Source organism: Streptomyces sp. NPDC102259 (assembly GCF_044766465.1).
Taxonomy (GTDB): domain Bacteria; phylum Actinomycetota; class Actinomycetes; order Streptomycetales; family Streptomycetaceae; genus Streptomyces.
In genome coordinates this window covers 236,458-262,090 of record NZ_JBIWMA010000012.1, presented here as the reverse complement: position 1 = coordinate 262,090, position 25,633 = coordinate 236,458, and the positions used below count along the sequence as shown (strand labels likewise).

Sequence of the window (25,633 nt, the reverse complement as noted above, 5' to 3'; positions counted from 1 at the left end):
GGCCGGGGAGGAGGTCCAGTGGCTCACGCCTCCGCTATCGACTCCTTCGCCTCGAAGTCCTCCAGGACGTCCGCCGCGAGGAAACCGGGCAGCCACTTCTCCAGTTCCTCACGCAGCCGCACCGTCGCGCCGAGCTGGCACAGCACGCCGATCGTGCTGAGCGTCACCCGGTGTATCAGCAGATAGGCCGGCGGCAGGTTGAGCTGCTTGCCCAGCTGATGGGCGGGGGAGCGGGGGTCGGCGATCCGGGCCGCCTGGCTGCGCATCCAGCCGCGGCTGAACGTGAACTCCTCCACCTGGGCCGGTTCGATGATCGGCAGGAGGTAGTCGAGGACCGCGTCGGGATCCAGCTCGATGGAGTCCTTGACGAAGCCCTCCGTGCGCAGGAGTTCGTAGACCGCCTCTGCGTCGCCGTCGAGGGTCATGCGCAGGGACTCGCCGATCGGGTCCGGCAAACCGCCCGGGAGCCGGTCCACCGTGCCGAAGTCCAGTACGCCCAGGCGCCAGTCGTCCTCACCGTCCGGTCCGCCGGGCAGCAGACGGAAGTTGCCGGGGTGCGGGTCGGCGTGGAGCAGGCCGGTGCGGGCCGGGCCGGAGAAGAGGAACAGCGACAGCAACTGGCCTGCCCGGTCGCGTTGCTCCTGGGTGCCGTCGGTGATCACCTCGGACAGGGGCACGCCGTCGATCCACTCGGTGACCAGGACCTGGTCGCACTGGTGGACCACCGCCGGGATCACCACGTCGGGATCGTCGGCGAACTCCTCCGCGTGGGCCTGCTGGGCCTGGGCCTCCAGGGCGTAGTCGAGCTCCTCGGAGACCCGGTCCCGGAGTTCGGTGATCAGCGGCTTGACGTCCATGCCCGGGATGAGGGGGCCCAACAGGCGGGCGAAGCGGCTGAGTTGGTTCAGGTCGGACAGCAGGGCCTCACCGGCCCCGGGATATTGGACCTTGACCGCGACCTCCCGGCCGTCGTGCCACACCGCTCGGTGCACCTGACCGATCGAGGCCGCCGCGGCCGGTTTGTCGTCGAACTCCAGGAACAGCTCGGGCCAGTCCTCGCCGAGCCGCTCCGCGAGCACCGCGTGCATCGTGCGGGTGGGCATCGGCGGCGCCGCGTCCTGCAGCTTGGTGAGGGCCGCGCGGTAGGGGCCGGCGACCTCCTCGGGCAGGGCGGACTCGAAGACGGACATGGCCTGTCCGAACTTCATCGCGCCCCCCTTCAACTCGCCCAGCACCTTGAAGAGCTGCTCGGCGGTGCGCTGCTGTAGCTCGCGGCTGACGATCTCCGCGGACTCGCCCACGATCCGCTTACCCAGACCCCAGGTCGCCCGCCCGGCGAAGCCGAGCGGGAGCGCGGCGAGTTTGGCGGTCCGGGTGACCGCCTTCCGGGGAAGATCAGACATGCGCCCTCCAAGTACCGGCCAGCCGCGCCGCGTCTGTCGTACGGCGAAACTCCTTCGAATGCTGCCTTGCCATTGTCGCGTGCGTTACCCGCTCCTCGGAGATGTGTTCCTGCTTACCTTTCTCCGCGGCCCCGCACGGGCACGCGGAATGGGGTCGTACCGGTCGGGAGTGCCACTGGAGGGCGGGGGTGGAGACCTCCCAGCGGGCGCCGGCGCTCGACGGGGTCCGGCCGTCGAGGAAGGTGAGCGCGTGGGCGGCCGCCAGCCCGGCGACGGTCGTGGCCAGCGTGAGGTCGCAGGCGCGTGCCGCGCGCCGTCTCCCGGAGTGCCACTGGGCGACCAGCCGCGGCCAGGCCGGGTCCCGGTCGGTGCGCTCCTGATGCAGACAGCCCGCGCAGCCCGTTTCACCCGGCAGCACGAGCGGACCGACGATGCCCGTCCCCTCCACGACCCCGGCGTAGAGATGCGGCGTGCCCGAGGCGATCAGAGGCTCCGCCGCCGAGGGGGCGGGCGCGTGCACGCACACGTCGTCCCGCGGGGCGATGATCACCAGGGAGAAGCCCGGGGCCTCCGTCCCGGCCGGTGACCGAGGGCTCCTGCGGGGTGCGCGGCCCGGGGCGGCCCGGCGTACGGCGCGGCGGGCCGACTCGTCCCGGCGCTCGCCGACCGCCTCGGCGAGCAGACCGCCCGGTGCGATGTCCCCCGGCTCGACCCGGCCGCCGTCCCGCACGTCCACCTCGCCGACCCCCGCGCCCGAGAGCAGCGCCGCCAGCACCGCCCCGACCCGGCCCGCGCCCCGCACCTGGACCCGCAGCCGGCGTCGGACGGTCAGCTGCTCGATCGCGTCGCCCGGTTCCGAGGTGAGGAGGGACAGCGCGGCGAGGTCGGGCCGCAGCCGGTCCAGGACCTCTTTGCGCTCCCGCAGATCGGCGGCTTCCGGCCCGCCGCCGCGTGCGTCGTCGAGCAGCCCGGCCCGCGCCAGCCGCTCCACCAGCCGGTCGACATGACCGTCCGGCAGGTCCATTCGGCGGCCCTCCTCCCGCAGCAGCGCCAGTCCGCGGGTGCCGTCCAGCAGGTCGAGAAAACTGCCCGTCGCCGTGTCCACCGGGCCGAGCGTCAGCGCGTGCGCCGGTGTCATCCCGAACTGCACGGTGTTGAGGTCACGCCAGCCGCGCCGCAGCGCGGGCTTCACCATCGGATGCATCAAAGGCCCCCGTATGCCTGGAAACTCCCCGTCACATCGGCGGAGCGGGGGCGTGGGGGTGTCCCCGCTCCGCCGACGAGTGCCAGCATGCCCGGACCCGCCCGAGCGTGCCGAAAGTTGTCCACAGGCAGGGGCGTTCATCGTACAAATCCATCGTACGAGGCAAATGCGGCAGGGCGGATCGGAACCGAACCGTCCCGGAGGCGGGACTTCCCCCGTGTGCAGCGGGTAACGTCGGGGCGTGTCCGCCGACCCACTGCACCGCGCCGGAACACCACCGCGCAGCACGACGAGCCAGCCGCCCAGCGGCTCACGGGCGAGCGCGATCGAGGTCCGCAGGAGCGCCCGTCGACGTCGGACGGTCTCCGCGTACCGCGAGGGCGATCGCACCATCGTGCTCATCCCTGCCCGGATGTCCGAGGCCGAGGAGCAACGCTGGGTGAGCGTCATGCTCGACAAGCTCGCCGCCCAGGAGAGCCGGCGCGTCCCGGGCGACGCGGAGTTGGCCGAGCGCGCCGAGCGGCTGTCGGCCCAGTGCTTTGGCGGCCGGGCCCGGCCCGCCTCGGTCCGCTGGGTGACCAACCAGAACACCCGCTGGGGCTCGTGCACACCGGCCGAGGGCAGCATCCGTCTGTCGCACCGGCTGAAGGGCATGCCCGAGTACGTCATCGACTACGTCCTCGCCCACGAGCTCGCGCATCTGCTCGTGCCCGGTCACGGCCCCGACTTCTGGCGGCTGCTGGAGGCGTACCCGCGCACCGAGCGCGCCCGTGGCTACCTTGAGGGCGTCGTCGCGGCCGAACGGCTGCCCCACCTGCCCGTCGCGGGCGAGGAGTGACCTGCGGCGTACGCGCTGAACCCGTCTCCCGTCGCGTGACGCCGGTTGTGTACCGGGTCTGTACCGACATCGTGCGTTGTCCGACTTTGCCGTTAGCCTGACGCGACGCATTCACAATCGGGATGGGGGACGGTCGTTACGCATGCCCAGGGAATTCCAGCGCGGCCACAAGGCCAAGATCAGTGACCTCACCGCGGGCACCGATCTGTACGTAGGCGTGCAGATCACCGCCCCCGGCCTGACCTTCGACATCAGCTGTTTCGGCCTCGACGCCGACGAGCGGCTCTCGGACGACCGTTACTTCATCTTCTTCAACCAGCCGAAGTCCCCCGAGGAGTCCATCCAGCTCCTGGGCGCCCAGGCGGGCGACACGGAGTCCTTCCGTATCACCCTCGACCGGATTCCGCCGCAGATCCAGAAGCTGTCCTTCACGGCGACCCTCGACGGCGCCGGGCAGATGTCGCAGATCAACCCCGGCTATCTCCGCATCGTCGCCGGTGGCGAGGAAGTGGCCCGCTACGCGTTCAGCGGCTCCGAGTTCTCCAGCGAGCGAGCCGTGATGCTGGGCGACTTCTACCTGAAGGACGTCTGGCGGTTCGCGGCCGTCGGACAGGGCTTCGACGGCGGTCTGGACGCGCTGCTGAAGAACTTCGGCGGCGAGGTCGCGGAGGAGGAGGCGCCCGCCGCGCCGCAGCAGCCGCAGCAGCCGCAGGCCGGTGCCGCCGCTCCCGGCTTCGCCCCGCCCGCGTTCGGCGCACCGTCCGCGCCCGCCCCGGCTCCGGCGCCCGCTCCGGTGCACCCGCAGCCCGCCGTGCAGGGCTTCGCGCCCCCGCCCGCGCCGGCGCCCGTGTCCTCGGTGCACGCCGCGCCGACCATCATCGCGCCCCTGACCCCGCCCGGCGGCGGCCAGGTGCCGCCACCCTCCCCGGCCCCGGCGCCCTACGGTCAGCCGCCCCAGCAGCAGCCGTACGGTCAGGGTCCCGCGCCGACCGCGCCCATGCCCCCCGGCTACGGCCAGCAGCCCCAGGCGCCCCATGCCCCGCAGGCCCCGCCCGGCTACGGTCAGCCGCCGCAACCGCCCGGCTACGGCCAGCAGCCCGCGTTCGGGCAGGTCCCGGGCCAGCAGGCGTACGGCGCACTGCAGGGCGCGCCCCAGGGCGGTGCCGGAGTGGCCGCGGCGCTCCAGCAGTTCAAGGAGACGCCCACCGGACAGCGCTGGACCCAGCAGAACAGGAAGCTGGTCCGCGTCGACCTCGGGATGGGCGGCCAGCCCGTGCTCGCCCGACAGGGCAGCATGGTCCTCTACCAGGGCAAGGTCGACTTCAGCTACAAGGGCGCCGGGTTCGCCGGCCGGATCGTCGGCAACGCCACCGGTCAGGAGATGCAGCTGATGCGCTGCACCGGCCAGGGACAGGTGTTCCTCGCCGAGAACTCCACGATGCTGCACCCCATCGAACTCCAGGGCGACGGCATCTGCGTCTCCGCGGAGAACGTCCTCGCCTTCGACGAGAGCCTCCAGTACGAGGTCCGCCGTATCGAGGGGCACGGCATCCCCGGCGGCGCCCTGTTCACCATGCAGTTCACGGGCACCGGCACGATCGTCGTCAAGACGCACGGGACGCCCGTCGTCCTGCCGGTCACCCCCACCACGTTCGCCGACTGCAACGCCGTCGTCGCCTGGTCGTCCGCCGCCCAGGTGGTCGTCTCCAGCCAGGTCCGGATGCGCCGCAACGCCTACCCCGGCGACACCGGCGAGAGCGTGAACCTCCAGTTCCGGGCCGCTCCCGGCAACTTCATCGTCGTCCAGCCGTACGAGGTCTGAGGGAGCCCGTCATGAACCAGCCACTCGCGGGCTACGCCCCCGCACCCGTCACCGCCCGTATGGAGAACCACGGCAACCACATGCTGAAGGTCGCCCTCCAGACCGGGAACGACCTTCTCGCGCGCGTGGGCTCGATGGTCGCCTACGAGGGCTTCGTGCAGTACGAGCCCAACCCGCCGGCCGTGCGCCAGATCGCGCGCGACTGGATGACCGGCGAGGGCGCGCCCCTGATGAAGTGCTCGGGCGACGGCCTGCTCTACCTCGCCGACTACGGCGCCAACGTCGTCGTGATCAACCTCAACGGTGACGGAATCTCCGTCAACGCCACCAACCTGCTCGCCTTCGACGCGCACCTCACCTGGGGTGTCGAGCGCGTCAAGGGCCTCGCGAAGTTCGCCGGTCAGGGCCTGTGGAACACCAAGATCTCCGGGCAGGGCTGGGTCGCGCTGACCTCCCGGGGCAAGCCGATCGTCGTCGACTGCGGCGGTGGCGAGGACGAGACGTACGTCGACCCCGACGCGCTCGTCGCCTGGTCGCCGAACCTCAAGGTGAAGGGCAAGCGCAGCTTCAAGGCGCAGTCGCTCATCGGCCGGGGCAGCGGCGAGGCCTACCAGATGGCCTTCTCCGGCCAGGGCATCGTCGTCGTCCAGCCCAGTGAGGACAGCACCGACCGCCTCCGGGTCCGGGGCTGAGGGGGAGCCAGAAACGCCATGCAGAGCTCACTTTTCGCGCACAACGACTCGCAGACCCAGGAGCGCTGGAGTCTTCAGAACAAGCAGATGCTCCGGGTCAGCCTCGAAGGCCACGACGACATCCTCGCCCGCAAGGGCACGATGGTCGCCTACCAGGGCCTGATGGAGTTCGACGCCGAGTACCAGAACAACCAGCAGGGACGCGCGCGTGCGCACACGGGCGAGGGTCTGGACCTGATGCGCTGCCACGGGCAGGGCACGGTGTACCTCGCCAACCTCGCCCAGCACGTCCACGTCATGGACGTGGAGCAGGACGGCCTGACCGTGGACAGCAGCTACGTCCTGGCCATGGACTCCTCGCTGCACCACGAGGTCATCGCCGTCGACAGCCTCTACGGGATCTCCGGCTCCGGGAAGTACCAGCTCAACATCACCGGCCGCGGCAAGGTCGCCCTGATGACCTCGGGCGCGCCGCTGATGATGCAGGTCACGCCGGACAAGTACGTCAACTGCGACGCCGACGCCATCGTCGCCTGGTCCACCGGGCTGCGGGTGCAGATGCAGGCCCAGACGCACTCCTCCGGAGTGTGGCGCCGACGCGGCAACACCGGTGAGGGCTGGGAGCTCAGCTTCATGGGCACCGGCTACGCGCTCGTCCAGCCCAGCGAGCTGCTGCCGCCGCAGAACGCCCAGATCGGCTCCGGTCTGGCCGCCCAGTACGGCATGGGACAGCAGGGCGTACGGCAACAGAACCAGGGCAACGCCTGGAGCTGACCGTCCGGAAAGCAGACGTAAGGGGCGGCCACCCTTGAGGTCGCCCCTTACCCGTTCCGGCTCACCGCCGCCCGCACACTCACCCGTCGGCTCACAGCCGCGCGCGAGTCGCTTCCAGCAGCCGTACGACCGACTCGTCGGCCACGCCCCCGACCTCGTCATAGGGGAACCAGCGCAGGTCGAGGGACTCGTCGCTGATGGCCTCCACGGCCCCGGCCGGAGCGAGCGCCGCGTACTGGACGTCGTAGTGCCACGCGCACGGCGTGTGATGCTTGTCCAGGCGCACCGGGCCGCCGGAGAGCAGCGTCAGCCCCCCGATGCCGGACTCCTCGGTCGCCTCGCGCAGTGCGGCGGACCGCAGGGTCTCGTCGACCGGCTCGCAGTGGCCCCCCATCTGGAGCCACATCCGCATCTTCTTGTGCAGGGTCAGCAGCACCCGGCCCCGCTCCGGGTCGATCACCAGCGCGCTCGCCGTGATGTGCCCGTCCCGGCAGGCCTTCCATAGGCCGTCCGGGTGCGCCCCGAGATGGTCCAGGTAGGCCTGGCGCAGCTCTTCCTGGCCCTCGTACCCCTTCAGGACGAGGACCGCGTCGTCGTACAGGCTCACTCGGTGTCGTCGTCCTTCGGGTCGGTCCCGTCGGCGTCCTTCTTCAGGTTCGGCTTGTCGCCGGAGCCGCCGCTCGCCGCCTCGCCGAGCATCTTGTCCAGCTCGGAGAAGTCCAGCTGCTCGCGGTGTACGAAGCCGTCCGGGTCGTCCAGGTCGGACGCCGTGGGCAGCATGTCCGGGTGGGCCCACAGGGCGTCCCGGCCGTCGACCCCGCGCGCGTCCGTGAGGGACGCCCACAGGCGGGAGGCGTCACGCAGGCGGCGCGGACGCAGCTCCAGGCCGATCAGCGTCGCGAACGTCTGCTCCGCGGGACCGCCCGAGGCACGCCGGCGGCGCAGCGTCTCGCGCAGGGCGTCCGCGGACGACAGACGCGGTTTCGCGGCCGCGTGCACCACCGCGTCCACCCAGCCCTCCACGAGCGCCAGGGCGGTCTCCAGACGGGCCAGGGCGGCCTTCTGCGCCGGGGTGTCCTCCGGCTGGAACATGCCCTGCTGGAGCGCGTCCTGCAGCTGCTCCGGGTTCTGCGGGTCGAACTGGCCGACCACGTCCTCCAGCTTGGCCGTGTCGACCTTGATCCCGCGCGCGTAGCCCTCGACCGCCCCGAACAGGTGCGAGCGCAGCCACGGCACATGCGCGAAGAGGCGCTGGTGGGCGGCCTCGCGCAGCGCGAGGTAGAGCCGCACCTCGTCCTTCGTCACGCCCAGGTCCTTGCCGAACGCCTCGATGTTGACCGGCAGCAGCGCGGCACGCCCGGCCGGGCCGAGGGGCAGGCCGATGTCGGTCGAGCCGACGACCTCGCCCGCGAGCACGCCCACGGCCTGGCCGATCTGCGAGCCGAACATCGCGCCGCCCATGGAGCGCATCATGCCGATCAGCGGGCCGGCCATGGCCTGCATCTCCTCCGGCAGGACATCGCCCATGGCCGCGCCGACGCGCTCGGCGACCGGGTCGACGAGCTCCTTCCACGCGGGCAGGGTCGCCTCGACCCACTCCGCGCGGGACCACGCCACCGCGGAGGCCGCGCCGGACGGCAGGGAGGTCGCGTCGTCCAGCCACAGGTCGGCCAGGCGTACGGCCTCCTGGACCGCGGTGCGCTCGGACGGGCCGACGCTGGCGTCCTTCACACCGTCGGCGGTGCCCTGGGCGACCGTCTGGCGGGCGATCTGCTTGGCCATGTCCCAGTTCACCGGGCCGCCCTCGTAGGAGAGCATCTGGCCCAGCTGCTGGAAGGCGGCTCCCAGGTCGTTGGGGTTCAGGGACCCGAACATCGCGGCGAGCGGGTTGTCCGCACCGGGGGCGCCAAAGCCTCCGGCGCCGGGCAGCCCGCCGAAACCGAACGGGTTGGCCGGTCCCTGACCACCGCCGCTCTGCGGGTCCTTCTTGCCCTCGTCGCCGTCTTCCGGCTCCTCCGGCGGAAGGCCGAATCCGAATGGGGTGTCACTCACGGGGTTCCTCGGCTGGTAAGGCCACCGGTTATCGGCCGGCGGCGACTGCCCTGCAACACCACCCAGCGTAGACACCCCGGCTCGATCGGGCCTCGGTGCTTCGCCGACTCCTGGCCTGCGGCAGGATGGATGCCACCTGGTACGTACGCTTCACTCGCGCCCGTATGCCAAGACAACCGCTGGAGACACCTGGTGAGTTCCCCAGATCCGCAGGTTCGCGCAGCGCGAAACCACTCAACCCCGGGCGGCGCGCGCGGGCCCGTCGTCGCCGTGACCGGCGCCGCGACCGGGATCGGCGCGCTGCTCACCGAGCGGCTCGCCGCGTCGGAGGAGGTCAAGCAGGTCGTCGCCATCGACGAGCGTCGGGGTGAGTGCGACGCGGCTCAGTGGCACATCCTCGACGTCCGTGACCCGGCGATCGCCGACAAGCTGCGCGGCGCGGACGTCGTGGTCCACCTCGCGCTCGACCTCGACCTGGGGAGTGAAGCCGCCGCCCGGACGGCCTACAACGTGCGCGGTACGCAGACCGTGCTGACGGCCGCCGCGGCGGCCGGGGTGCACCGCGTGGTGCTGTGCACCTCCGCGATGGTCTACGGCGCGCTCGAGGACAACGAGCTGCCCCTCTCGGAGGACGCCGAGCTGCGGGCCACGGCGGAGGCGACCGGCGTCGGGGACCTCCTGGAGATCGAACGGCTGGCCCGGCGCGCGCCCCGGGCGCATCCGGGGCTCAACGTCACCGTGGTGCGGCCCGCGGTGCTGGTCGGCGGCACGGACACCGCGCTGACGCGGTACTTCGAGTCGCCGCGGCTGCTGGTCGTCGCCGGGTCACGGCCGGCCTGGCAGTTCTGCCATGTCGAGGACCTGGTGAGCGCCCTGGAGTACGCCGTCCTGGAGAAGGTGGACGGCGAGCTGGCCGTCGGCTGCGACGGATGGCTGGAGCAGGAGGAGGTCGAGGAGCTCAGCGGGATCCGGCGCATGGAGCTGCCGTCGGCGGTGGCGCTGGGCGCCGCCGCCCGGCTGCACCGGATCGGGCTGACGCCGTCGCCGGCCGGCGACCTGGCCTACACGATGTACCCCTGGGTGGTGAGCGGGAGTCGGCTGCACGACGCGGGGTGGCGGCCGCGGTGGACCAATGAGGAGGTCCTGGCGCAGCTGCTGGAGGAGGTGGCCGGGCGGCACACCGTCGTCGGTCGGCGGCTCGGGCGCAAGGACGCCACGGCTGCGGGGGCGGCAGGGGCGACGGTCGCTCTGCTGGGCGCGGCGGCTGTGGTGCGGCGGGCCCGGAAGGCCCGGCGGCGGTGAGCCACGGGGTGGCGGCCGTTTTTTCGCCCCCGCCGCCCCTTTCCGTCCCGCCGCTTCCCTTCCCGACCCCGTCCCTTCCCGTCTCTGGGGGCTGTGCCACAGGCCCCCCGTTCGGCCCTGCAAGGGCCTCGTCCTCAAGTTCCCCCAGAGGGGGTACCCCCGGACGGGCTCTTTTTTTGGAGGTCGCTCCAAAGCGGCACGCGCGTGTGCCGGGTGATCACGCTATTTCGCCTGCTTCCCGGGGTGCGGCACGATGGGGGCATGGCAGCCATCGACGACCATCCCGGCGAGCGGGCAGCGCAGGATCCCATCAAGCTGATCGCCGTCCGTGACACCGCGCTCTCCCTGGACGAGGTCTTCAAGGCCGTAGGGGACGACGCGGCGGGCGGGACCGCACTGTTCGTGGGCACGGTGCGCAACCACGACGGGGGCGCCGACGTCGACGCCCTCGGGTACTCCTGCCATCCCGGCGCGGAGGCGGAGATGCGGCGGGTCGCGGAGAAGGTCGTCGCCGAGTACCCGGTGCGGGCGCTGGCCGCGGTGCACCGGGTCGGGGACCTCGCGGTCGGTGATCTCGCCGTGGTGGTCGCCGTCTCGTGTCCCCACCGCGGGGAGGCCTTCGAGGCCTGCCGGAAGCTGATCGACGATCTCAAGCACGAAGTGCCCATCTGGAAGCACCAGAAGTTCTCCGACGGTACCGACGAATGGGTCGGCGCCTGCTGAAATCTCTTCCGGTTGCGTAACCGGACCCCTGCCGTGAGCGTTGTCGGAGCAGATGGTTAATCTGCTGATCAGTCAGTTGTGGTGGCTCATAGGGGTTGGGAGGTCGGCATGGCGGCACTCGCCTGGTTGCTGATTCCGCTTGTCGCCGCCATCGGCGCCGGTCTGTGGGGGACTTGGGCCAACCGGACCCGGAAGGCCCGCAGCGACGGCCCCGAGCTGGATGGATACGCCCGCTTCCGGGCGGCCATGGAGAAGCCCCACTCCCGTACGTGACCCGGGTGGCAGCCCTGACGGTGCGCCGACAGAAGCGTCCCGTAGTGTCGAGTCATGCCACGCCGCACCGCGACGATGCTCGCCTCCACCCTGATGCTGATCGCGCTCCTGTGTGCGGGCGTACTCATCCCCGTGCCGTACGCGGAGATGTCCCCCGGGCCGACGGTGAACACCCTCGGCGATCACGCCGGCGAGCCGGTGCTTCAGATCTCCGGGCGCAAGACCTATACGACCAGCGGTCACCTGAACATGACCACCGTGCGGGTCACCAGCGCCGACTACCGGATGAACCTCGTCGAGGCCGTCTACGGATGGCTCGCGCACGACAACAAGGTCGTGCCGCACGACACGCTGTACCCGGACGGCAAGACCGAGGAGCAGTCCACCCAGGAGAACGCCGAGGAGTTCAGCCAGTCCCAGGAGAGCGCCAAGGTCGCCGCCCTGAAGGAGCTGGACATCCCCGTGACGTCCTGGGTGATCGTCTCGACGGTGGTGAAGGGGTCCCCGGCGGAGGGCCGGCTGCACGCCGGTGACGTGATCAAGGCCGTGGACGGCACCGCGGTGAAGGAGCCGGGCGACGTCGCGAAGCTGGTGACCAAGCACAAGCCGGGGGAGAAGGTCGTCTTCCGCATCGTTCCCGCGAAGGAGCAGGCGGCCGCCGAGAAGGCGAACAAGACGGTGACCAAGACCCAGGACGTCACCATCACGACCGCGACCTCCGACGACAGCGGCGAGAAGCGGGCCATCGTCGGGATCTCGGCCGGGACCGACCACACCTTCCCGTTCACCATCGACATCAAGCTCGCCGACGTCGGCGGGCCGAGCGCCGGTCTGATGTTCGCGCTCGGCATCTACGACAAGCTCACCCCGGGCAGCCTCACCGGCGGCAAGTTCGTCGCCGGCACCGGGACCATCGACGACGCCGGCAAGGTCGGGCCGATCGGCGGCATCGAGATGAAGACGGTCGGCGCGCGCAGTCAGGGCGCCCAGTACTTCCTGACCCCCGCGGAGAACTGCGCGGCCGCCGCCACGGACACCCCCTCGGGGCTCAGGCTCGTCAAGGTGAACACCATCGACGACGCCCTCGACGCCCTCAAGGACATCCGCGGCGGCGACACCGCGGACCTGCCGAAGTGCACGAAGTAGCCGGAAGGGCTACTCCGCGAACGTCACCTACTCCGCGAACGTCACCGACAACGCCTCGGCGAGGCCCGGCACCAGGCCCGCGCCGGTGAGGACCTCCGTCGGGGCGTCCTTCTGGCGCAGCCGGAGGGCCGAGTCACGGGTGCCGTCACGCAGCACGCCGACCGTCATCCGGACCTCCTGACGGTCGGGGTGCTCGGCGACCCACTTCGCGAGCTTCTTGTCGCTCAGGCCCTGCGGAACCTGGGCCTCGGCGGACGGGGGCAGCATCAGACGCTCCACGGTGAGGGCGCAGCCGACCACGGAGTCGGGCCAGGCGATCGTGGCGAGGAACTCGTCGAGCGGCTTGTCCGTTGGCACTTCGTCCTGCTCGATCGGGGTGAGACCGGTGGTCTCGGACTCGTCCTGAAGGCCGAGCTGGGCGGCGAGCGACGGTTCCTGGGTTCGCAGCCGAGCGGTGTCTACGAGGGCGAAAAGGCGGGCGGGCTGGTCCCAGCCGAGGCCGGAGGCGTACTCGTCGATCTCGAGTACGGCCCGGGTGAGCGGGCTCGCCGCCATGGGAGTGTTGGACATGGTCACAATCCTGCCTCGTTCAGGGGTGGAATCGGGAACCGAGTAAACGGTGAGTAAGTTGCATAGGTGTGGGCCCACGATCACGGGGGGCCACGAAAGGTCCACGAACACGCGGGCCTGACGGATCAACTGCGACTTTCGAGGTGCGCACCTTGGCTTTCCAGATGCCGGACCGCGGCGGAGGCCCCACGGGGCCGCGGATCAGAGTGGGCCGCCCGTCCCGGCGCGTCCGGACCCTGCTCATGACGCTGGGCGTCCTAGCCGTACTCGGCATGGCGTTCACGATGTTCGCGGGATTCTGGACGGACTGGCTCTGGTACCGGTCGGTGAACTACTCGTCGGTCTTCACGACCACACTGTGGACCAAGATCGGGCTGTTCTTCGTTTTCGGCCTGCTGATGGCCCTCGCGGTCGGCTTCAACATCTGGCTGGCGCACCGGCTGCGGCCACCGCTCAGCGCGATGTCGGTGGAGCAGCAGAGCCTCGACCGCTACCGCATGGGCATCGCGCCGTACAAGACATGGCTGCTGCTCGGCATCACCGCCCTCGTCGGCCTGATCGCGGGCGCCTCGGCGGCGGGTCAGTGGCGGACCTGGCTGATGTGGGTCAACGGCGTGCCCTTCCACCAGAAGGACCCGCAGTTCCACCTCGACGTGTCCTTCTTCGCGTTCGACCTGCCCTGGTACCGGTTCCTGCTCGGCTTCGGCTTCGCCGCCACGATCCTCTCGCTGATCGCCGCCGCGCTCACCCACTACCTGTACGGCGGGTTGCGCGTCACCAGCCCGGGCGCGCGCGCCACCGCCGCGGCCACCGGCCACCTGTCGGTGCTGCTGGGCATCTTCGTCACGCTGAAGGCGGTCGCCTACTGGCTGGACCGTTACGGCCTGGCCGTGAAGTCCAGCGACTTCAAGGCGACGGACAACTGGACGGGCCTGCGGTACGTCGACGCCAACGCCTATCTGCCGGCCAAGACGATTCTGTTCTGCATCGCCGTCATCTGCGCCCTGCTGTTCTTCGCCACCCTGTGGCGGCGCACCTGGCAGCTGCCGGTGATCGGCTTCGGCCTGATGGTGCTCTCGGCGATCCTCATCGGCGGGCTGTACCCGGCGATCGTCCAGAAGTTCCAGGTCCAGCCGAACGAGCAGGCCAAGGAAGCCCCGTACGTCGAGAAGAACCTCAAGGCGACACGCGAGGCGTACGGCATCGACGGCGCGCAGGTCACCGACTACTCGGGGACGAGCGCCACCAAGGACAAGACGACGCTGCGCGACGACGTCGACGCCACGGCGAGCATCCGCGTCCTGGACCCGAACATCGTCTCCCCGACGTACCAGCAGCTCCAGCAGATTCGGAAGTACTACGCGTTCCCGACCAACCTGGACGTGGACCGCTACAACGTGAACGGGGCCGACCAGGACACCGTCATCGGTCTGCGTGAGCTGAACCTCGCGGGCGTCGACAAGCAGAACTGGATCAACAACCACTTCCGCTACACCCACGGCTATGGCGTGGTCGCCGCCAAGGGCACCACCGCCGACGCCGAGGGCCGACCGCTCTTCACCGAGTCCAACCTGCCCTCCGTGGGCGACCTGGGCACGTACCAGCAGCGGATCTACTACGGCGAGAAGACGACCGCGTACTCGATCGTCGGCGGTCCCCAGAAGGAGATCGACTACTCCGACGACGCCGGTGAGAAGACCACCAGCTACACCGGCAAGAGCGGGGTCAACCTCTCCAACCCGGTCAACCGGGCCGCGTACGCGGTGGCGTTCGGCGAACCGCAGATCCTGTACTCCGGGGCCATCGGCGAGGGTTCGCGGATCCTGTACAACCGCACGCCAAAGGAGCGCGTCGAGGCGGTCGCCCCGTGGCTGACCATCGACGGCGACGCCTACCCGGCCGTGGTCAACCACAAGATCCAGTGGATCGTCGACGCGTACACCACGACGAACGGCTACCCGTACGCCTCCCGTACGACCCTCGGCGACACCACGGCCGACTCGCTGACCGCGACCAACGACAACCGCGCGGTGGTGGCCCAGCAGAACCAGGTCAACTACATCCGCAACTCGGTGAAGGCGACCGTCGACGCGTACACCGGCGAGGTCAAGCTCTACCAGTGGGACACCGAGGACCCGGTCCTGAAGACCTGGATGAAGGCGTTCCCCGGCACGGTGAAGTCCAAGTCGTCCATCTCGGCCGACCTGATGGCCCATCTCCGCTACCCGCAGGACCTGTTCAAGGTCCAGCGCGAACTGCTCACCCGCTACCACGTGAAGGACGCGACGACGTTCCTCAGCGGCAGCGAGGTGTGGCAGGTGCCGGACGACCCGTCCAACAAGTCGGGTGACGCGGTGCCGCCGTACTACCTGAGCATGAAGATGCCCGACCAGAAGGCGCAGGCGTTCTCGCTGACGACGACGTTCACGCCCAACGGCCGGGACAGCCTCAGCGCGTTCATGGCGGTCGACTCCGAGGCGGGCACGCCCGACTACGGCAAGATCAGAGTGCTGAAACTGCCGACCAGCACGACCGTCGACGGACCCAAACAGGTGCAGAGCCAGTTCAACTCCGAACAGGACATCGCCGAGTCCATCAGGCTTCTGAAGGGCGGCGACTCCGACATCGAGTACGGCAACCTGCTGACGGTGCCACTCGACGGCGGTCTGCTGTACGTGGAGCCCGTCTATGTGCGCGGTGGCGGACTCAAGTACCCGCTCCTGAAGAAGGTGTTGGTGACCTACGGCGGCAACACCGCCTTCGAGGACACCCTGGACGAGGCGCTCAACAAGGTCTTCGGCGCGGAGGGCACGACCCCACCGCCGGTGGACGAGGGCGACGGCACGACCCCACCGCCGACGTCCACCAACCCGACGGTCCGCGAGGCGTTGGCCGACGCCCAGAAGGCCTTCACGGCCGGCCAGGAGGCTCTGAAGAAGCCCGACTGGGACGCGTACGCCAAGGCGCAGAAGGACCTCGAAGCCGCGCTGAAGCGGGCCGAGGACGCGCAGGCCGAGGCCGACAAGGGCGCCAAGGCGAGCAGCAGTCCGAGCCCGACGAGTTCGGCGAGCCCGAGCGGTGGCTCGGGAGGCGGCGCCAGTAGCAGTCCGAGTCCCAGCCCCAGCAGCGGCTGATCTTGCCCGCCCCGCGTCGTGATACGGTTGTAGAACACGACGCGGGGTGGAGCAGCTCGGTAGCTCGCTGGGCTCATAACCCAGAGGTCGCAGGTTCAAATCCTGTCCCCGCTACTGAATACGAAGGCCCGGATCCTGAAAAGGATCCGGGCCTTCGTGGTGTGCGAACGCATGTGCCGGGGGGACTGGTGGCCGCGCCGCAGTGGGGAGTTGGGCGATCCGTGTTTGACTTGTCTCTCTGTGGGCATGTCGACAAAACGCTGAAGTGACCTTACGGGCCGCGGTATACCAGGTATACCCGGGTTGCGGGTGGTGCGACGATGGACGTTATGGGGGACAAGGCAACTCTGTTCGAGACAGGGCGGTTTGTGCAGCCTTCCGGTGAGGAAGCGACCCCGGACGAGAGCCGGGACGAGACGGCGGACGCCGTCGAGACGGGGGAGGCCGTCGAGGAGATGAGCCTGCGGCTCGCGGCGCAAGCCGGCGATGTCGAGGCCGTCAGCGTCCTCGGGGCCATGTTGCTGCGCCGCGGTGACCTCGACGGAGCCGAGCCCCATCTGCGTGCCGCCACCGCGGAGGGCGACCGGGCCGCCGCCAACAACCTGGGCGTCCTCCTCCACCAGCGCGGTTACCCCGACGAGGCCGCCGGCTGGTGGCGGGTCGCCGCCGTCGCCGGCTCCGCCGCCGCCGCGCACGCCCTGGGCCGCCACCGCCGCGAGTGCGGCGACGAGCCGGCCGCCGAGTACTGGCTGCGCCAGGCCGCCGAGCAGGGGCACGCGCTGGGCGCGTACGCCCTCGCCGACCTGCTGGAACACCGTGGGGACCCCGGGGCCGAGCAGTGGATGCGGGCCGCCGCCGAGCGGGGGCACCGGGAGGCCGCCTACCGGCTGGCCCGGGCCCTCGACCACCAGGAGTGCGGGGACTCCCGCGCGGACGGCGAAGCGGACGAATGCGGGCATGACAACGGTGTCATCGTGCGGGCGGAAGCCGAGCAGTGGTACCGCCAGGCCGCCGCGCGCGGACACCGGCGGGCCGCCCTGCACCTCGGGACGATCCTGGAGCGGCGCGGCGACCTGAAGGAGGCCGGGCGCTGGTACATGACGTCCGCCAAGGACGGCGAGGCGCGGGCCGCCTGCGCGCTCGGGTTTCTGCTGCGCGACGCCGGCGACACCGAGAACGCGGCCATCTGGTGGCTGCGGGCCGCCCAGGAGGGCGACGGCAACGCGGCGAACGCGCTGGGCGCGCTGCACGCCGAGCGGGGACAGACCCAGACCGCCGAGCGGTGGTACCGGGCCGCGATGGACGCCGGTGACGACAACGGCGCCTACAACCTCGCCCTGCTCTGCGCCGAGCAGGGCCGCACCGTGCAGGCCGAGCAGTGGTACCGGCGCGCCGCCTACGCAGGGCACCGGGAGGCGGCCAACGCGCTCGCCATCCTGTTGCTCCAGGGCGGCGACACGGCCGGGGCCGAGCCCTGGTTCTCCAAGGCGGCGGAGGCGGGCAGCGTCGACGCCGCGTTCAACCTCGGGATCCTGTTCGCGGGGCGGGGCGAGGACGCCGTCGCGCTGCGCTGGTACGAGCGGGCGGCGGCCGCCGGACACACCGAGGCGGCGCTCCAGGTCGGCATCGCGCGCCTGCGCGACGGGGACGAGCGGGAGGCCGAACGGCATCTGCGGTGCGCGGCCGGCGGCGGGAGCGCGGAGGCGGCCTACCGGCTGGCGGCCGTGCTGGACGCGCGGCGACCGCAGCAGCCCGCGCACGAGCTCGGCGAGATCGTGCACGAGAAGACCGAGTGCGAGGAGTGGTACGAGCGGGCGGCGACCCAGGGGCATCGGCGGGCGCAGGTCCGGGTCGGGATGCTGGCCGCCGCGCGCGGGGACGTCGTCGAGGCGGCGCGGTGGTACCGGACGGCCGCGGAGGCCGGGTCGCGCAACGGCGCCTTCAACCTCGGACTGCTGCTCGCGAGGGAGGGGAGCGAGCCCGAGGCGGCTGTGTGGTGGACGCGGGCGGCCGACGCGGGGCACGGGCGGGCGGCGTTGCGGCTCGCCCTGGTCTACGCGCGTCGCGGTGAGCTGGCCGAGGGGCAGCGGTGGGCCGACCGGGCGGTGTCGCTGGGGCCGGGAGAGGTGGCCGAGCGGGCGGCTCGGCTGCGGGACGCGCTGCGGGAAGAGCTGTCTGCCTGACGGCGCCGGTTCGGAGGCGGGGCGGGAGAGGGACCGGCGCTGGGCCCCCGGTTTCGGCTCTCAGCGGGCCTCGTCCTCGGGCGCCGGACCGGCTGACACGCCCTGACCTGCGTCAACAGGTGCCGAGTAATGGATTTGCCTTTGCCCTTCGCCTTCACGTAACGTTGCATTCAACGGCGCGGGGTGGAGCAGCTCGGTAGCTCGCTGGGCTCATAACCCAGAGGTCGCAGGTTCAAATCCTGTCCCCGCTACTAAAGGCCGAGGGCCGGAATCCGAAAGGGTTCCGGCCCTCGGTCGTTTCTCGTCGCGGCGGGGCCGTCAGGGCCGTCACGGTTCATGGCCCACGGCCTCCTCGTACAGGCGCCGGTCCACCGTTCTCGACTCCGGGAGCGGAGACGTCGATTCCGAGGTGACCCCCTGGGCCTCGTAGGCGGCTTGCAGGCGGTCGGTCGTGCCGGCGCGGATCTCCCAGTCCATCCGGAGCGAGGGCGTGGACTCCAGGATCGCCTCGTCGATCTTCAGCAGCTTCGCGAGGTACGTGACGAACGCGGCGTCCTTCTTGTAGTCCGCGACGAAGTACGTGTTCACGGTGCGGAGGTAGGCCCGCAGCAGGGCCACCCCCGCGTCCATGTCGTCGGCGAGCAGACTCGGGCCGTACAGCAGGCCGCCCAGGGGTTCGCCGGGAGGCTGGCCGCCGAGGAAGGCGTACCCCGGCTTGTCGTCGACCCTGCGCCAGACCGGGTCGAGCAGCCAGGCCGAGTCGACGCCGCCGTTCTCCAGGGCGATGAGGACATCGGCGGAGCCGAGCTGCTGATACTGGATCCGGGCCAGGTCGCCGCCGTGCCGTCGCAGGGCCTTCTCCATGGGGTAGGCGATCACCGAACCCTTGCCGATCATCGTGCCCAGCCGCCTGCCCGACATCTTGACGTCGGCCGCGCTCTCGCCGTCCTTCAGCCGTACCCACAGACCGCTCTTCGAGCCGGGGCCGGGCGAGAAGTTCCCCGCCACCCAACGGATGTCGAAGCCGCCCCGGACGCCGTTCATGACCGCCGCCTCCGGGGCCGCCCACAGGGCGTCGACGTCCCCCTTGGCCAGCAGGGGCAGCGCGTCGGGCGTGGGCAGCACCCTGAGGGTGACGTCCAGGCCCTCCCGCGCGAACTCGCCCTTGTCGAGGGCGACCTCCAGCGGGGCCACGTACTCCGCGCTCAGCGTGCCCGTCGCGATCGTGATCCCGCGGCGCTCGGAGAGGGGCACGGGGGGTGGGGCTCCCGGTTGGCAGCGGGCGAGGGTCCGGTCGGCGGAGAGGTCCGCCGGGTCCGTCCAGGAACTGGTGCCGCAGCCCTCCACCGGACGGATCGCGCGCGTCGCGCCCTCGGACCGCGCCCGCGCGTCGGCGTCGTCGCCCGCGTAAGGCGACGAGCACGCCGTCGCCGTCAGCGCCGTCAGCAGGGCGGCCACGGCCAGTGCGACCGGCACCGTCGGCGCGAACCCCTGGAAACGTCTCCTCATGTCTGCCCCCGGCCCCGGTCCCGCGGCGCCCACGGCGTGAGCAGCCGTCCCACGATGCGCACCAGCTCGGAGAAGACCACCCCGAGCGCCGCCACACAGACGATCCCGACGAACATCACGTCGTTCTCGAACAGCGCGCGTGAGTCGAAGATCAGGTGGCCCAGCCCGTCCGCCGCGGCGATCTGCTCCGAGGCGACGATCACGAGGACCGCCACGCCCGCCGCAATCCGCGCGCCCACCAGGACGGCGGGCAGCGAGGCCGGGAGCAGGACATGGCGGAACATCTGCCACGGGGAGGCGCCGAAGACGCGGCCCGCGTCACGATGACCGGCGGGGATCGCGAGCACCGCGGACATCGTCGAGATCCACACGAAGAAGAAGACCGTCGTCGCCACCAGGGCCACCTGCGGGCCCTCGCCCAGGCCGAACATGTTCAGGAAGACCGGCAGGAGGGCCAGTTTCGGGACGACGTACAGGGCGTCCAGGAGCGGTTCCAGGGCCGCCCGGACCAGCGTCAGGGAGCCCATCAGCAGGCCCAGCGCGTAGCCTGTCGCCGTGCCGAGCGCGTAGCCGCCCAGGACGCGCTTCAGTGTGGCCCACACGTCCGGCCACAGTTCGCCGGCCGCCGCCCGGTCCCAGCCGTCGGCGAGGATCGTGGACGGGGCCGGGTAGACGCGGTCGTCGATCCAGCCGCGGACGGCCGCCAACTGCCACAGCAGGACCAGCAGCAGGGGGACCGCGACCGCCAGGGACAGTTCCAGGGCCCTGCGGCGGCGGTGGGTGCGTACGGGGTGCAGCTCCTCGGGGCCGGGGCGGCGGACCAGGACCGGTTCCGCCGGATCCGGGTCGGCGCCCGGGCCCGAGTTCTTCAGCAGGGTGCTCACGCGGGTACGGCCTCCCTCCGCAGCAGGTCCCACAACTCGCCCTTCAGGGCCGTGAACTCGGGTGTCGCACGGATGTCCCCCGTGCGCGGGCGCGGGAAGGGCGGCCGGTGCTCGGCGATGATCCGGCCGGGGCGGGCGGACATCACCAGGACGCGGTCGCCCAGGACGATCGCCTCCTCGAGGCTGTGCGTGATGAAGAGGGTGGTCGTGCGGGTGGCCTGGGCGAGGTCGAGGAGCTCGTCCTGGAGGATCGTGCGGAGTTGGGCGTCCAGGGCGGCGAAGGGCTCGTCCATCAGCAGTACTTCCGGTTCGACGGCCAGGGCGCGGGCGATGGCCACCCGCTGACGCATACCGCCCGAGAGGGTCGCGGGGTAGGCGTCCGCGAAGTCCGTCAGGCCCGTGCGGGCCAGCCAGTCGTCGGCGCGGGCGTTCGCCTCGCGGCGGGGGACGCGCTGGACGTCCAGGCCGAAGCGGACGTTGGCGCGGACCGTCTTCCAGTCGTAGATCCCGTAGTCCTGGAAGATCATCGCCGCGGGCCGGGGGCTCGCGGTGCGGATCTCCAGCGTGCCGGTGCTCGGGCGCAGCAGACCCGCGGCGATCCGCAGCAGGGTGGACTTGCCGCAGCCCGAAGGGCCGACGACGCAGGTGAACTCGCCGGGGGCGACGGTCAGTTCGAGGGGGCCGAGGGCAGCCACCGCGCCCGGGCCCCGGCCGAAGGTTCGGGTCAGATCACGTGCGCTGAGTTTCGGATACGGAACTCCCACAGCCCCTGACGATATGACGACCCGTCAGATTCGGGAACCCCACGTGCGGGGGAGGGGGCGTGGGGAGGGGGCGCGGAGGGCGGGGCCGGAGGCGGGAGTTACGCCGCCGCGCAGTCCGGGCAGATCCCGCGGTACGTCACCTCGACGTCCGAGACCGCGAAGCCGAAGCGCTCCGAGTCGGGGAGGTCGGCCAGCGGGTTGCCGCCCGGGTGGACGTCCTTGATCGCCCCGCAGCGGGCGCACACCAGGTGGTGGTGCGGGCGGTGCGCGTTCGGGTCGTACCGCTTGGCGCGCTTGTCGGTGGCGACCTCGAGCACCTCGCCGAGGGAGACCAGCTCGCCGAGCGTGTTGTAGACGGTCGCCCGGGAGATCTCGGGCAGCCGGACGACGGCCCTGGAGTGCACCTCGTCGGCGGTCAGGTGGACATGGTCGCCGTCGAGCACCTCGGCCACGACACGCCGCTGCGCGGTCATTCGCCATCCGCGTCCGCGCAGCCGTTCCAGAAGGTCGCTCATGGAATCAGCCTAGCAGCTAATGGGACCAGGTCCCGAACAGGTGTGACTTTAGATCCTGGATTGAATTGGATGAAGTCCATTGTAGGATCAAGCGCACGGAATCCGCGGTGAGCGGCTGAAGGTCGCGGTCCAGGACCTGCGCGGCCGACGGCACTGGACCGCTCGTCGTGGGCGAACGGGCCGGGTCTCCCTCACGGGGCCCGGCCCGTTCGCGCGCTCAGACGGGTACCTGCTGCCGCGCCGGCGCCCAGCAGCGGATGATGTCGCGGACCGAGACGATGCCGGCCGGTTCGTCGCGGTCGAGGACGATCAGGTGCCGGAAGCCGCCGTGGGCCATCGCCCGGGCCGCCTCCTCCAGGGTCCAGCTCGGGGCGGCGAAGACGACGTCGTTGGTGGTGTGGGCGTGGGTGCGTTCCGTGTCCGGATCCTGTCCCAGGCCCACGGAGTTGAGGATGTCCCGCTCGGTGAGGATGCCGATGCCGCCGGCGTCCGGGTCGAGGACGATGGCCGCGCCGACGCGGCGGGCGGCCATCAGGGCGGCGGCCTGACGGAGGGTGTGTGCGGGGCCGATGGTGAGGACCACCGTGCTCATGGCGTCGCGGACGAGCATGGCTGGAGCCACCTCCTTTGAATCCACGGTTGTTCATGGATTCACAAGTTCACAAGTGGGGGGTGCTGTCAGCGTGGCAGGTAAAGCGGGGGTCAACAAGAGGGCGCGCGCAGCCAATTGAGGGCGCGCGCGCTCATCTGTGAAGCCCGGGCGGGCTTTTCAGTGGCGTTCGTTGAGATAGCCGAGCAGCTCCTCGTGGAGCAGTCCGTTCGACGCGGCGGCGTTCCCGCTGTGCGGACCCGGGCGGCCGTCGAGACCCGTGAAGGTGCCGCCGGCCTCCGTCACGACGATCGCCGTGGCCGCCATGTCCCAGAGGGACAGCTCGGGTTCGGCGCACAGGTCGACCGAGCCCTCGGCGACCATCATGTACGGCCAGAAGTCGCCGTACGCGCGCGTGCGCCACACCTCGCGGGTCAGGTCGAGGAAGCCGTTCAGGTGTCCGCGCTCCTCCCAGCCGGTCAGCGAGGAGTACGCGAAGGAGGCGTCCGAGAGCTCCGAGACCCGGGAGACGCGCAGGCGGGACGCGGAGGTCAGGCTGCGCCCGGTGAAGGCGCCGTGCCCCTTCGCCGCCCACCAGCGCCGGCCCAGCGCCGGGGCCGAGACGACGCCGACCACGGGCTGGTAGCCCCCCTCGGCCGCCTCCGTCAGCGAGATGAGGGTGGCCCAGACGGGAACGCCCCGTACGTAGTTCTTCGTGCCGTCGATCGGGTCGATCACCCAGCGGCGGGGGCCGGTGCCCTGGACGCCGTACTCCTCGCCGAGGATCGCGTCGCGCGGACGGGCCCGCTGGAGCTGACCGCGGATGAGCTCCTCGGCGGCCTTGTCGGCCTCACTCACCGGGGTCATGTCCGGTTTGGTCTCGACCTTGAGGTCGAGGGCCTTGAAACGGTCCATGGTCACGGCGTCGGCGGCGTCCGCGAGGACGTGCGCGAGTCGGAGGTCGTCGTGGTAGTCCGGCATGGGACGAACCGTATCCGCCGAAGGTGAGAACGGGCCACAGGGGACCGCGGGATGGACGGGTGGAGCAGCCGCGGACGCGGCCGGTGGACCGTCGGCCGCCCCGCGAACCCTTGACAGTGCCCCCGTCCGCGTCAAACCTGGGCGCAGAGCCGCTCGCCCCAGGGAGGCGATGATGCCTGCAGCGCGGGAATCCCTACTGGACGCCGCCTTCAGGGCGCTCGCACTACGGCCGTGGGCCGCGGTGCGGATGGTGGACGTCGCCGCGGCGGCCGGGGTGTCCCGGCAGACGCTGTACAACGAGTTCGGCAGCAAGGAGGGCCTGGCCCGGGCGCTCGTGCGGCGCGAGGCCGACGGTTACCTCGCCGGGGTCGAGCGGGCGCTGGCCGCGCACGGCGACGCCCGGGAGAGACTCGTCGCCGCCGCCGAGTGGACCACCGCCGCCGCCCGCGACAACGTCCTCGTACGGGCCGTCCTCACCGGATTCTGGAGCGAGCGCCTGCCCTCGCCGACGCTCTCGGCGGTGCCGTCCTCCTCCGCCGTGCCGGCCCAGCGGCGGGCGGACGGGCCGCTGCCCTCGCCCGGTGACCTGGTGGGCGCCGTCCGCGACCGGGCCGTGGCCGTGCTCTCCGGTCCCGGCGCCGTCCGGGCCGAGGCCGCCGACCTGGCCCGCTCCTGCGAACTGGCCGTCCGGCTCGCCCTGTCCTGTGTGGCCGCGCCCGTGGCGGGAGAGGGCGGGGTCGCGGAGCTGGTGCGGGGGGCGCTCCAGCGGCATCCGGCCGACCGGTCGGGTCAGTGAGCCGACCCCGACAGCTGGAGCCCGATCACTCCTATGATCACCAGGCTGATCGAGACGAGCTTCAGGACCGACACCAGGTCGCCGAGGAAGATCATGCCGTAGATCGCGGTGCCCGCCGCGCCGATGCCCGTCCACACGGCGTAGGCGGGGCCCACGTCGAGCTTCTTCAGAGAGAGCGTCAGCAGACCGAAGCTCCCCAGCGCGAAGGCGCAGAAGGCGATGGTGGGCCAGAGCCTCGTGAAGCCGTGGGACAGCTTGAGGCATACGGCGAAACCGGTCTCGAGCAACCCGGCCACGACGACCAGCAGCCACGCCATGTGCTGTCCCTCCGTCCGCCCGGCCCGGTCCGGCTCCGGCTCGGTGCGATTATGCACTTACCGAGCCCGGGCGGACGCAAACAACGCGATGGTCAGCAGGTGGATCAGCCGGTGGATCAGTCTGCGGATCAGCCGGTGGATCAGTCGCCTTCCGTGCGTTCACGGGTGGCCAGCAGCCGGCGCAGGGAGTACAGCCGCGCCGGATCGGCGTGCCCCTCGGCCACCCACGCGTCCAGCGCGCAGTCCTTCTCGTCGTGGCTGCACGCGCGCGGGCAGCCCTCCGTGCCCGGCACCAGGTCGGGGAAGGCGAGGACCACCCGGGACGGGTCGACGTGGTGCAGGCCGAAGGACCGCACGCCGGGGGTGTCGATCACCCAGTCGTCCGTGCCCGCCAGGGGCAGGGCCAGCGCCGACGTCGTGGTGTGGCGGCCGCGGCCGGTCACCGCGTTCACATGGCCGGTCACCCGTCGTCGCTCCTCCGGGACCAGCGCGTTGACCAGGGTGGTCTTTCCGACGCCCGAATGACCGACGAACGCCGTGATCCGCCCGGCCAGGAACGCGCGCACCCGGTCCGCCGCGTCGCCGTTCTCCAGCTCGTCGCGGCTGGTGACGACGTACGGGATGTCGAGATGGCCGTACAGCTCCAACAGCTTGTCCGGCGAGGCCAGGTCCGACTTCGTCATGACCAGCAGGGGGGTGAGGCCGGCGTCGAAGGCCGCCACCAGGCAGCGGTCGATCAGCCGCGGGCGGGGCTCGGGGTCGGCGAGGGCGGTGACCACGGCGAGCTGGTCGGCGTTGGCCACGACGACGCGCTCGTAGGGGTCGTCGTCGTCCGCGGTACGGCGCAGTGCCGAGGTGCGCTTCTCGATGCGGACGATGCGGGCCAGGGTGTCCTTCTTGCCGGACAGGTCCCCGACGATCGCGACCCGGTCGCCCACGATCGCGGCCTTGCGGCCCAGCTCGCGGGCCTTCATCGCCATCACGATCCGGTCGTCGACCAGACAGGTCAGCCGGCCCCGGTCCACGGTGAGGACCATGCCCTCGGCGGCGTCCTCGTGCTTGGGCCGGATGTGCGTCCGAGGCCGGTTGCCCTTGCGGTTCGGGCGGCTGCGGATGTCGTCCTCGTCGGTGTTCTTGCTGTAGCGGCGCATGGCGAAAGTCC

General features: G+C 71.2%; 24 protein-coding genes and 2 tRNA genes. 13 read left to right on the top strand and 13 right to left on the bottom strand.

What is annotated here, in order from left to right:
* Window positions 1–23: 23 nt before the first annotated feature.
* A complete protein-coding gene (locus tag ACIRPU_RS26815) occupies window positions 24–1,403 on the bottom strand; it encodes an ABC1 kinase family protein (RefSeq protein ID WP_403871691.1) in 1,380 nt (459 codons plus the stop codon).
* On the bottom strand, window positions 1,396–2,607 hold the full coding sequence (locus ACIRPU_RS26810; RefSeq protein WP_403871689.1) for a TOMM precursor leader peptide-binding protein: 1,212 nt from the start codon (window positions 2,605–2,607) through the stop codon (window positions 1,396–1,398). The genes ACIRPU_RS26815 and ACIRPU_RS26810 overlap by 8 nt, the downstream gene beginning before the upstream one ends.
* 241 nt (window positions 2,608–2,848) lie before the next feature.
* Here ACIRPU_RS26810 and ACIRPU_RS26805 point away from each other — a divergent pair, with 241 nt between their 5' ends.
* The 4 genes from ACIRPU_RS26805 (at window position 2,849) to ACIRPU_RS26790 (ending at window position 6,733) form a co-directional block, all read left to right on the top strand.
* Entirely contained in the window at window positions 2,849–3,445 is a 597-nt protein-coding gene (locus ACIRPU_RS26805) for a M48 family metallopeptidase (RefSeq protein WP_355703986.1), read from the top strand.
* A gap of 142 nt (window positions 3,446–3,587) precedes the next feature.
* Window positions 3,588–5,267, top strand: a complete 1,680-nt coding sequence (locus ACIRPU_RS26800) for a TerD family protein (RefSeq protein ID WP_403871687.1) — start codon at window positions 3,588–3,590, stop codon at window positions 5,265–5,267.
* A gap of 11 nt (window positions 5,268–5,278) precedes the next feature.
* Window positions 5,279–5,959, top strand: a complete 681-nt coding sequence (locus ACIRPU_RS26795; protein ID WP_020130800.1) for an AIM24 family protein — start codon at window positions 5,279–5,281, stop codon at window positions 5,957–5,959.
* 18 nt (window positions 5,960–5,977) lie between these two features.
* Window positions 5,978–6,733 (top strand): AIM24 family protein, encoded by a 756-nt coding sequence (locus tag ACIRPU_RS26790; protein ID WP_355703988.1) that lies wholly within the window; start codon window positions 5,978–5,980, stop codon window positions 6,731–6,733.
* Window positions 6,734–6,824: 91 nt separating this feature from the next.
* Here the strand turns inward: ACIRPU_RS26790 and ACIRPU_RS26785 are convergent, their stop codons facing one another.
* Window positions 6,825–7,340, bottom strand: coding sequence for an NUDIX hydrolase (locus tag ACIRPU_RS26785; protein ID WP_403871684.1), 516 nt, complete (start codon window positions 7,338–7,340; stop codon window positions 6,825–6,827).
* Window positions 7,337–8,785, bottom strand: a complete 1,449-nt coding sequence (locus tag ACIRPU_RS26780) for a zinc-dependent metalloprotease (RefSeq protein ID WP_403871682.1) — start codon at window positions 8,783–8,785, stop codon at window positions 7,337–7,339. Before ACIRPU_RS26780 ends, ACIRPU_RS26785 begins: the two co-directional genes overlap by 4 nt.
* A gap of 192 nt (window positions 8,786–8,977) precedes the next feature.
* On the opposite strand from ACIRPU_RS26780, the gene ACIRPU_RS26775 reads away from it, so the two are divergent.
* The 4 genes from ACIRPU_RS26775 (at window position 8,978) to ACIRPU_RS26760 (ending at window position 12,229) form a co-directional block, all read left to right on the top strand.
* Entirely contained in the window at window positions 8,978–10,087 is a 1,110-nt protein-coding gene (locus ACIRPU_RS26775; protein WP_385561857.1) for an SDR family oxidoreductase, read from the top strand.
* 261 nt (window positions 10,088–10,348) lie between these two features.
* Entirely contained in the window at window positions 10,349–10,810 is a 462-nt protein-coding gene (locus ACIRPU_RS26770; RefSeq protein WP_355703992.1) for a molybdenum cofactor biosynthesis protein MoaE, read from the top strand.
* A gap of 108 nt (window positions 10,811–10,918) precedes the next feature.
* Complete coding sequence (locus ACIRPU_RS26765; protein ID WP_385561852.1) at window positions 10,919–11,083, top strand: hypothetical protein; 165 nt, start codon at window positions 10,919–10,921, stop codon at window positions 11,081–11,083.
* Between the two features lie 54 nt (window positions 11,084–11,137).
* A complete protein-coding gene (locus ACIRPU_RS26760) occupies window positions 11,138–12,229 on the top strand; it encodes a PDZ domain-containing protein (RefSeq protein WP_384118627.1) in 1,092 nt (363 codons plus the stop codon).
* A 27-nt stretch (window positions 12,230–12,256) separates the two neighbouring features.
* Here the strand turns inward: ACIRPU_RS26760 and ACIRPU_RS26755 are convergent, their stop codons facing one another.
* A complete protein-coding gene (locus ACIRPU_RS26755) occupies window positions 12,257–12,799 on the bottom strand; it encodes a PPA1309 family protein (RefSeq protein WP_355703994.1) in 543 nt (180 codons plus the stop codon).
* 164 nt (window positions 12,800–12,963) lie between these two features.
* Here ACIRPU_RS26755 and ACIRPU_RS26750 point away from each other — a divergent pair, with 164 nt between their 5' ends.
* The 4 genes from ACIRPU_RS26750 (at window position 12,964) to ACIRPU_RS26735 (ending at window position 18,367) form a co-directional block, all read left to right on the top strand.
* Entirely contained in the window at window positions 12,964–15,933 is a 2,970-nt protein-coding gene (locus ACIRPU_RS26750; protein ID WP_403871736.1) for a UPF0182 family protein, read from the top strand.
* Window positions 15,934–15,973: 40 nt separating this feature from the next.
* A tRNA-Met gene (locus tag ACIRPU_RS26745) sits at window positions 15,974–16,047 on the top strand.
* Between the two features lie 206 nt (window positions 16,048–16,253).
* The gene (locus tag ACIRPU_RS26740) at window positions 16,254–18,116 is read left to right on the top strand and encodes a tetratricopeptide repeat protein (protein WP_403871679.1); all 1,863 of its coding nucleotides are present in this window, start codon (window positions 16,254–16,256) and stop codon (window positions 18,114–18,116) included.
* Between the two features lie 177 nt (window positions 18,117–18,293).
* A tRNA-Met gene (locus ACIRPU_RS26735) sits at window positions 18,294–18,367 on the top strand.
* 76 nt (window positions 18,368–18,443) lie between these two features.
* On the opposite strand, the gene ACIRPU_RS26730 is transcribed toward ACIRPU_RS26735, so the two are convergent.
* The 6 genes from ACIRPU_RS26730 to hisN form a co-directional block, all read right to left on the bottom strand.
* Window positions 18,444–19,625, bottom strand: a complete 1,182-nt coding sequence (locus tag ACIRPU_RS26730) for an ABC transporter substrate-binding protein (RefSeq protein WP_403871677.1) — start codon at window positions 19,623–19,625, stop codon at window positions 18,444–18,446.
* A complete protein-coding gene (locus ACIRPU_RS26725; protein WP_403871675.1) occupies window positions 19,622–20,509 on the bottom strand; it encodes an ABC transporter permease in 888 nt (295 codons plus the stop codon). The genes ACIRPU_RS26730 and ACIRPU_RS26725 overlap by 4 nt, the downstream gene beginning before the upstream one ends.
* Complete coding sequence (locus ACIRPU_RS26720; protein ID WP_385561833.1) at window positions 20,506–21,273, bottom strand: ABC transporter ATP-binding protein; 768 nt, start codon at window positions 21,271–21,273, stop codon at window positions 20,506–20,508. Before ACIRPU_RS26720 ends, ACIRPU_RS26725 begins: the two co-directional genes overlap by 4 nt.
* 98 nt (window positions 21,274–21,371) lie before the next feature.
* Window positions 21,372–21,788 carry a Fur family transcriptional regulator gene (locus ACIRPU_RS26715; RefSeq protein ID WP_351761087.1) on the bottom strand — a complete coding sequence of 139 codons (417 nt, stop codon included), beginning with the start codon at window positions 21,786–21,788 and terminating at the stop codon, window positions 21,372–21,374.
* 217 nt (window positions 21,789–22,005) lie between these two features.
* The gene (locus tag ACIRPU_RS26710) at window positions 22,006–22,398 is read right to left on the bottom strand and encodes a cyclic nucleotide-binding/CBS domain-containing protein (protein WP_384118635.1); all 393 of its coding nucleotides are present in this window, start codon (window positions 22,396–22,398) and stop codon (window positions 22,006–22,008) included.
* A gap of 159 nt (window positions 22,399–22,557) precedes the next feature.
* Entirely contained in the window at window positions 22,558–23,358 is an 801-nt protein-coding gene (gene hisN / locus ACIRPU_RS26705; RefSeq protein WP_384118636.1) for a histidinol-phosphatase, read from the bottom strand.
* 169 nt (window positions 23,359–23,527) lie between these two features.
* Between hisN and ACIRPU_RS26700 the strand changes: the two genes are divergently transcribed.
* Window positions 23,528–24,154 carry a helix-turn-helix domain-containing protein gene (locus ACIRPU_RS26700; protein ID WP_355704001.1) on the top strand — a complete coding sequence of 209 codons (627 nt, stop codon included), beginning with the start codon at window positions 23,528–23,530 and terminating at the stop codon, window positions 24,152–24,154.
* On the opposite strand, the gene ACIRPU_RS26695 is transcribed toward ACIRPU_RS26700, so the two are convergent.
* Window positions 24,148–24,471, bottom strand: coding sequence for a multidrug efflux SMR transporter (locus ACIRPU_RS26695; protein ID WP_351761078.1), 324 nt, complete (start codon window positions 24,469–24,471; stop codon window positions 24,148–24,150). The genes ACIRPU_RS26700 and ACIRPU_RS26695 overlap by 7 nt on opposite strands.
* Before the next feature lie 140 nt (window positions 24,472–24,611).
* Entirely contained in the window at window positions 24,612–25,622 is a 1,011-nt protein-coding gene (gene rsgA / locus ACIRPU_RS26690) for a ribosome small subunit-dependent GTPase A (RefSeq protein ID WP_020130784.1), read from the bottom strand.
* Between the last annotated feature and the right edge of the window lie 11 nt (window positions 25,623–25,633).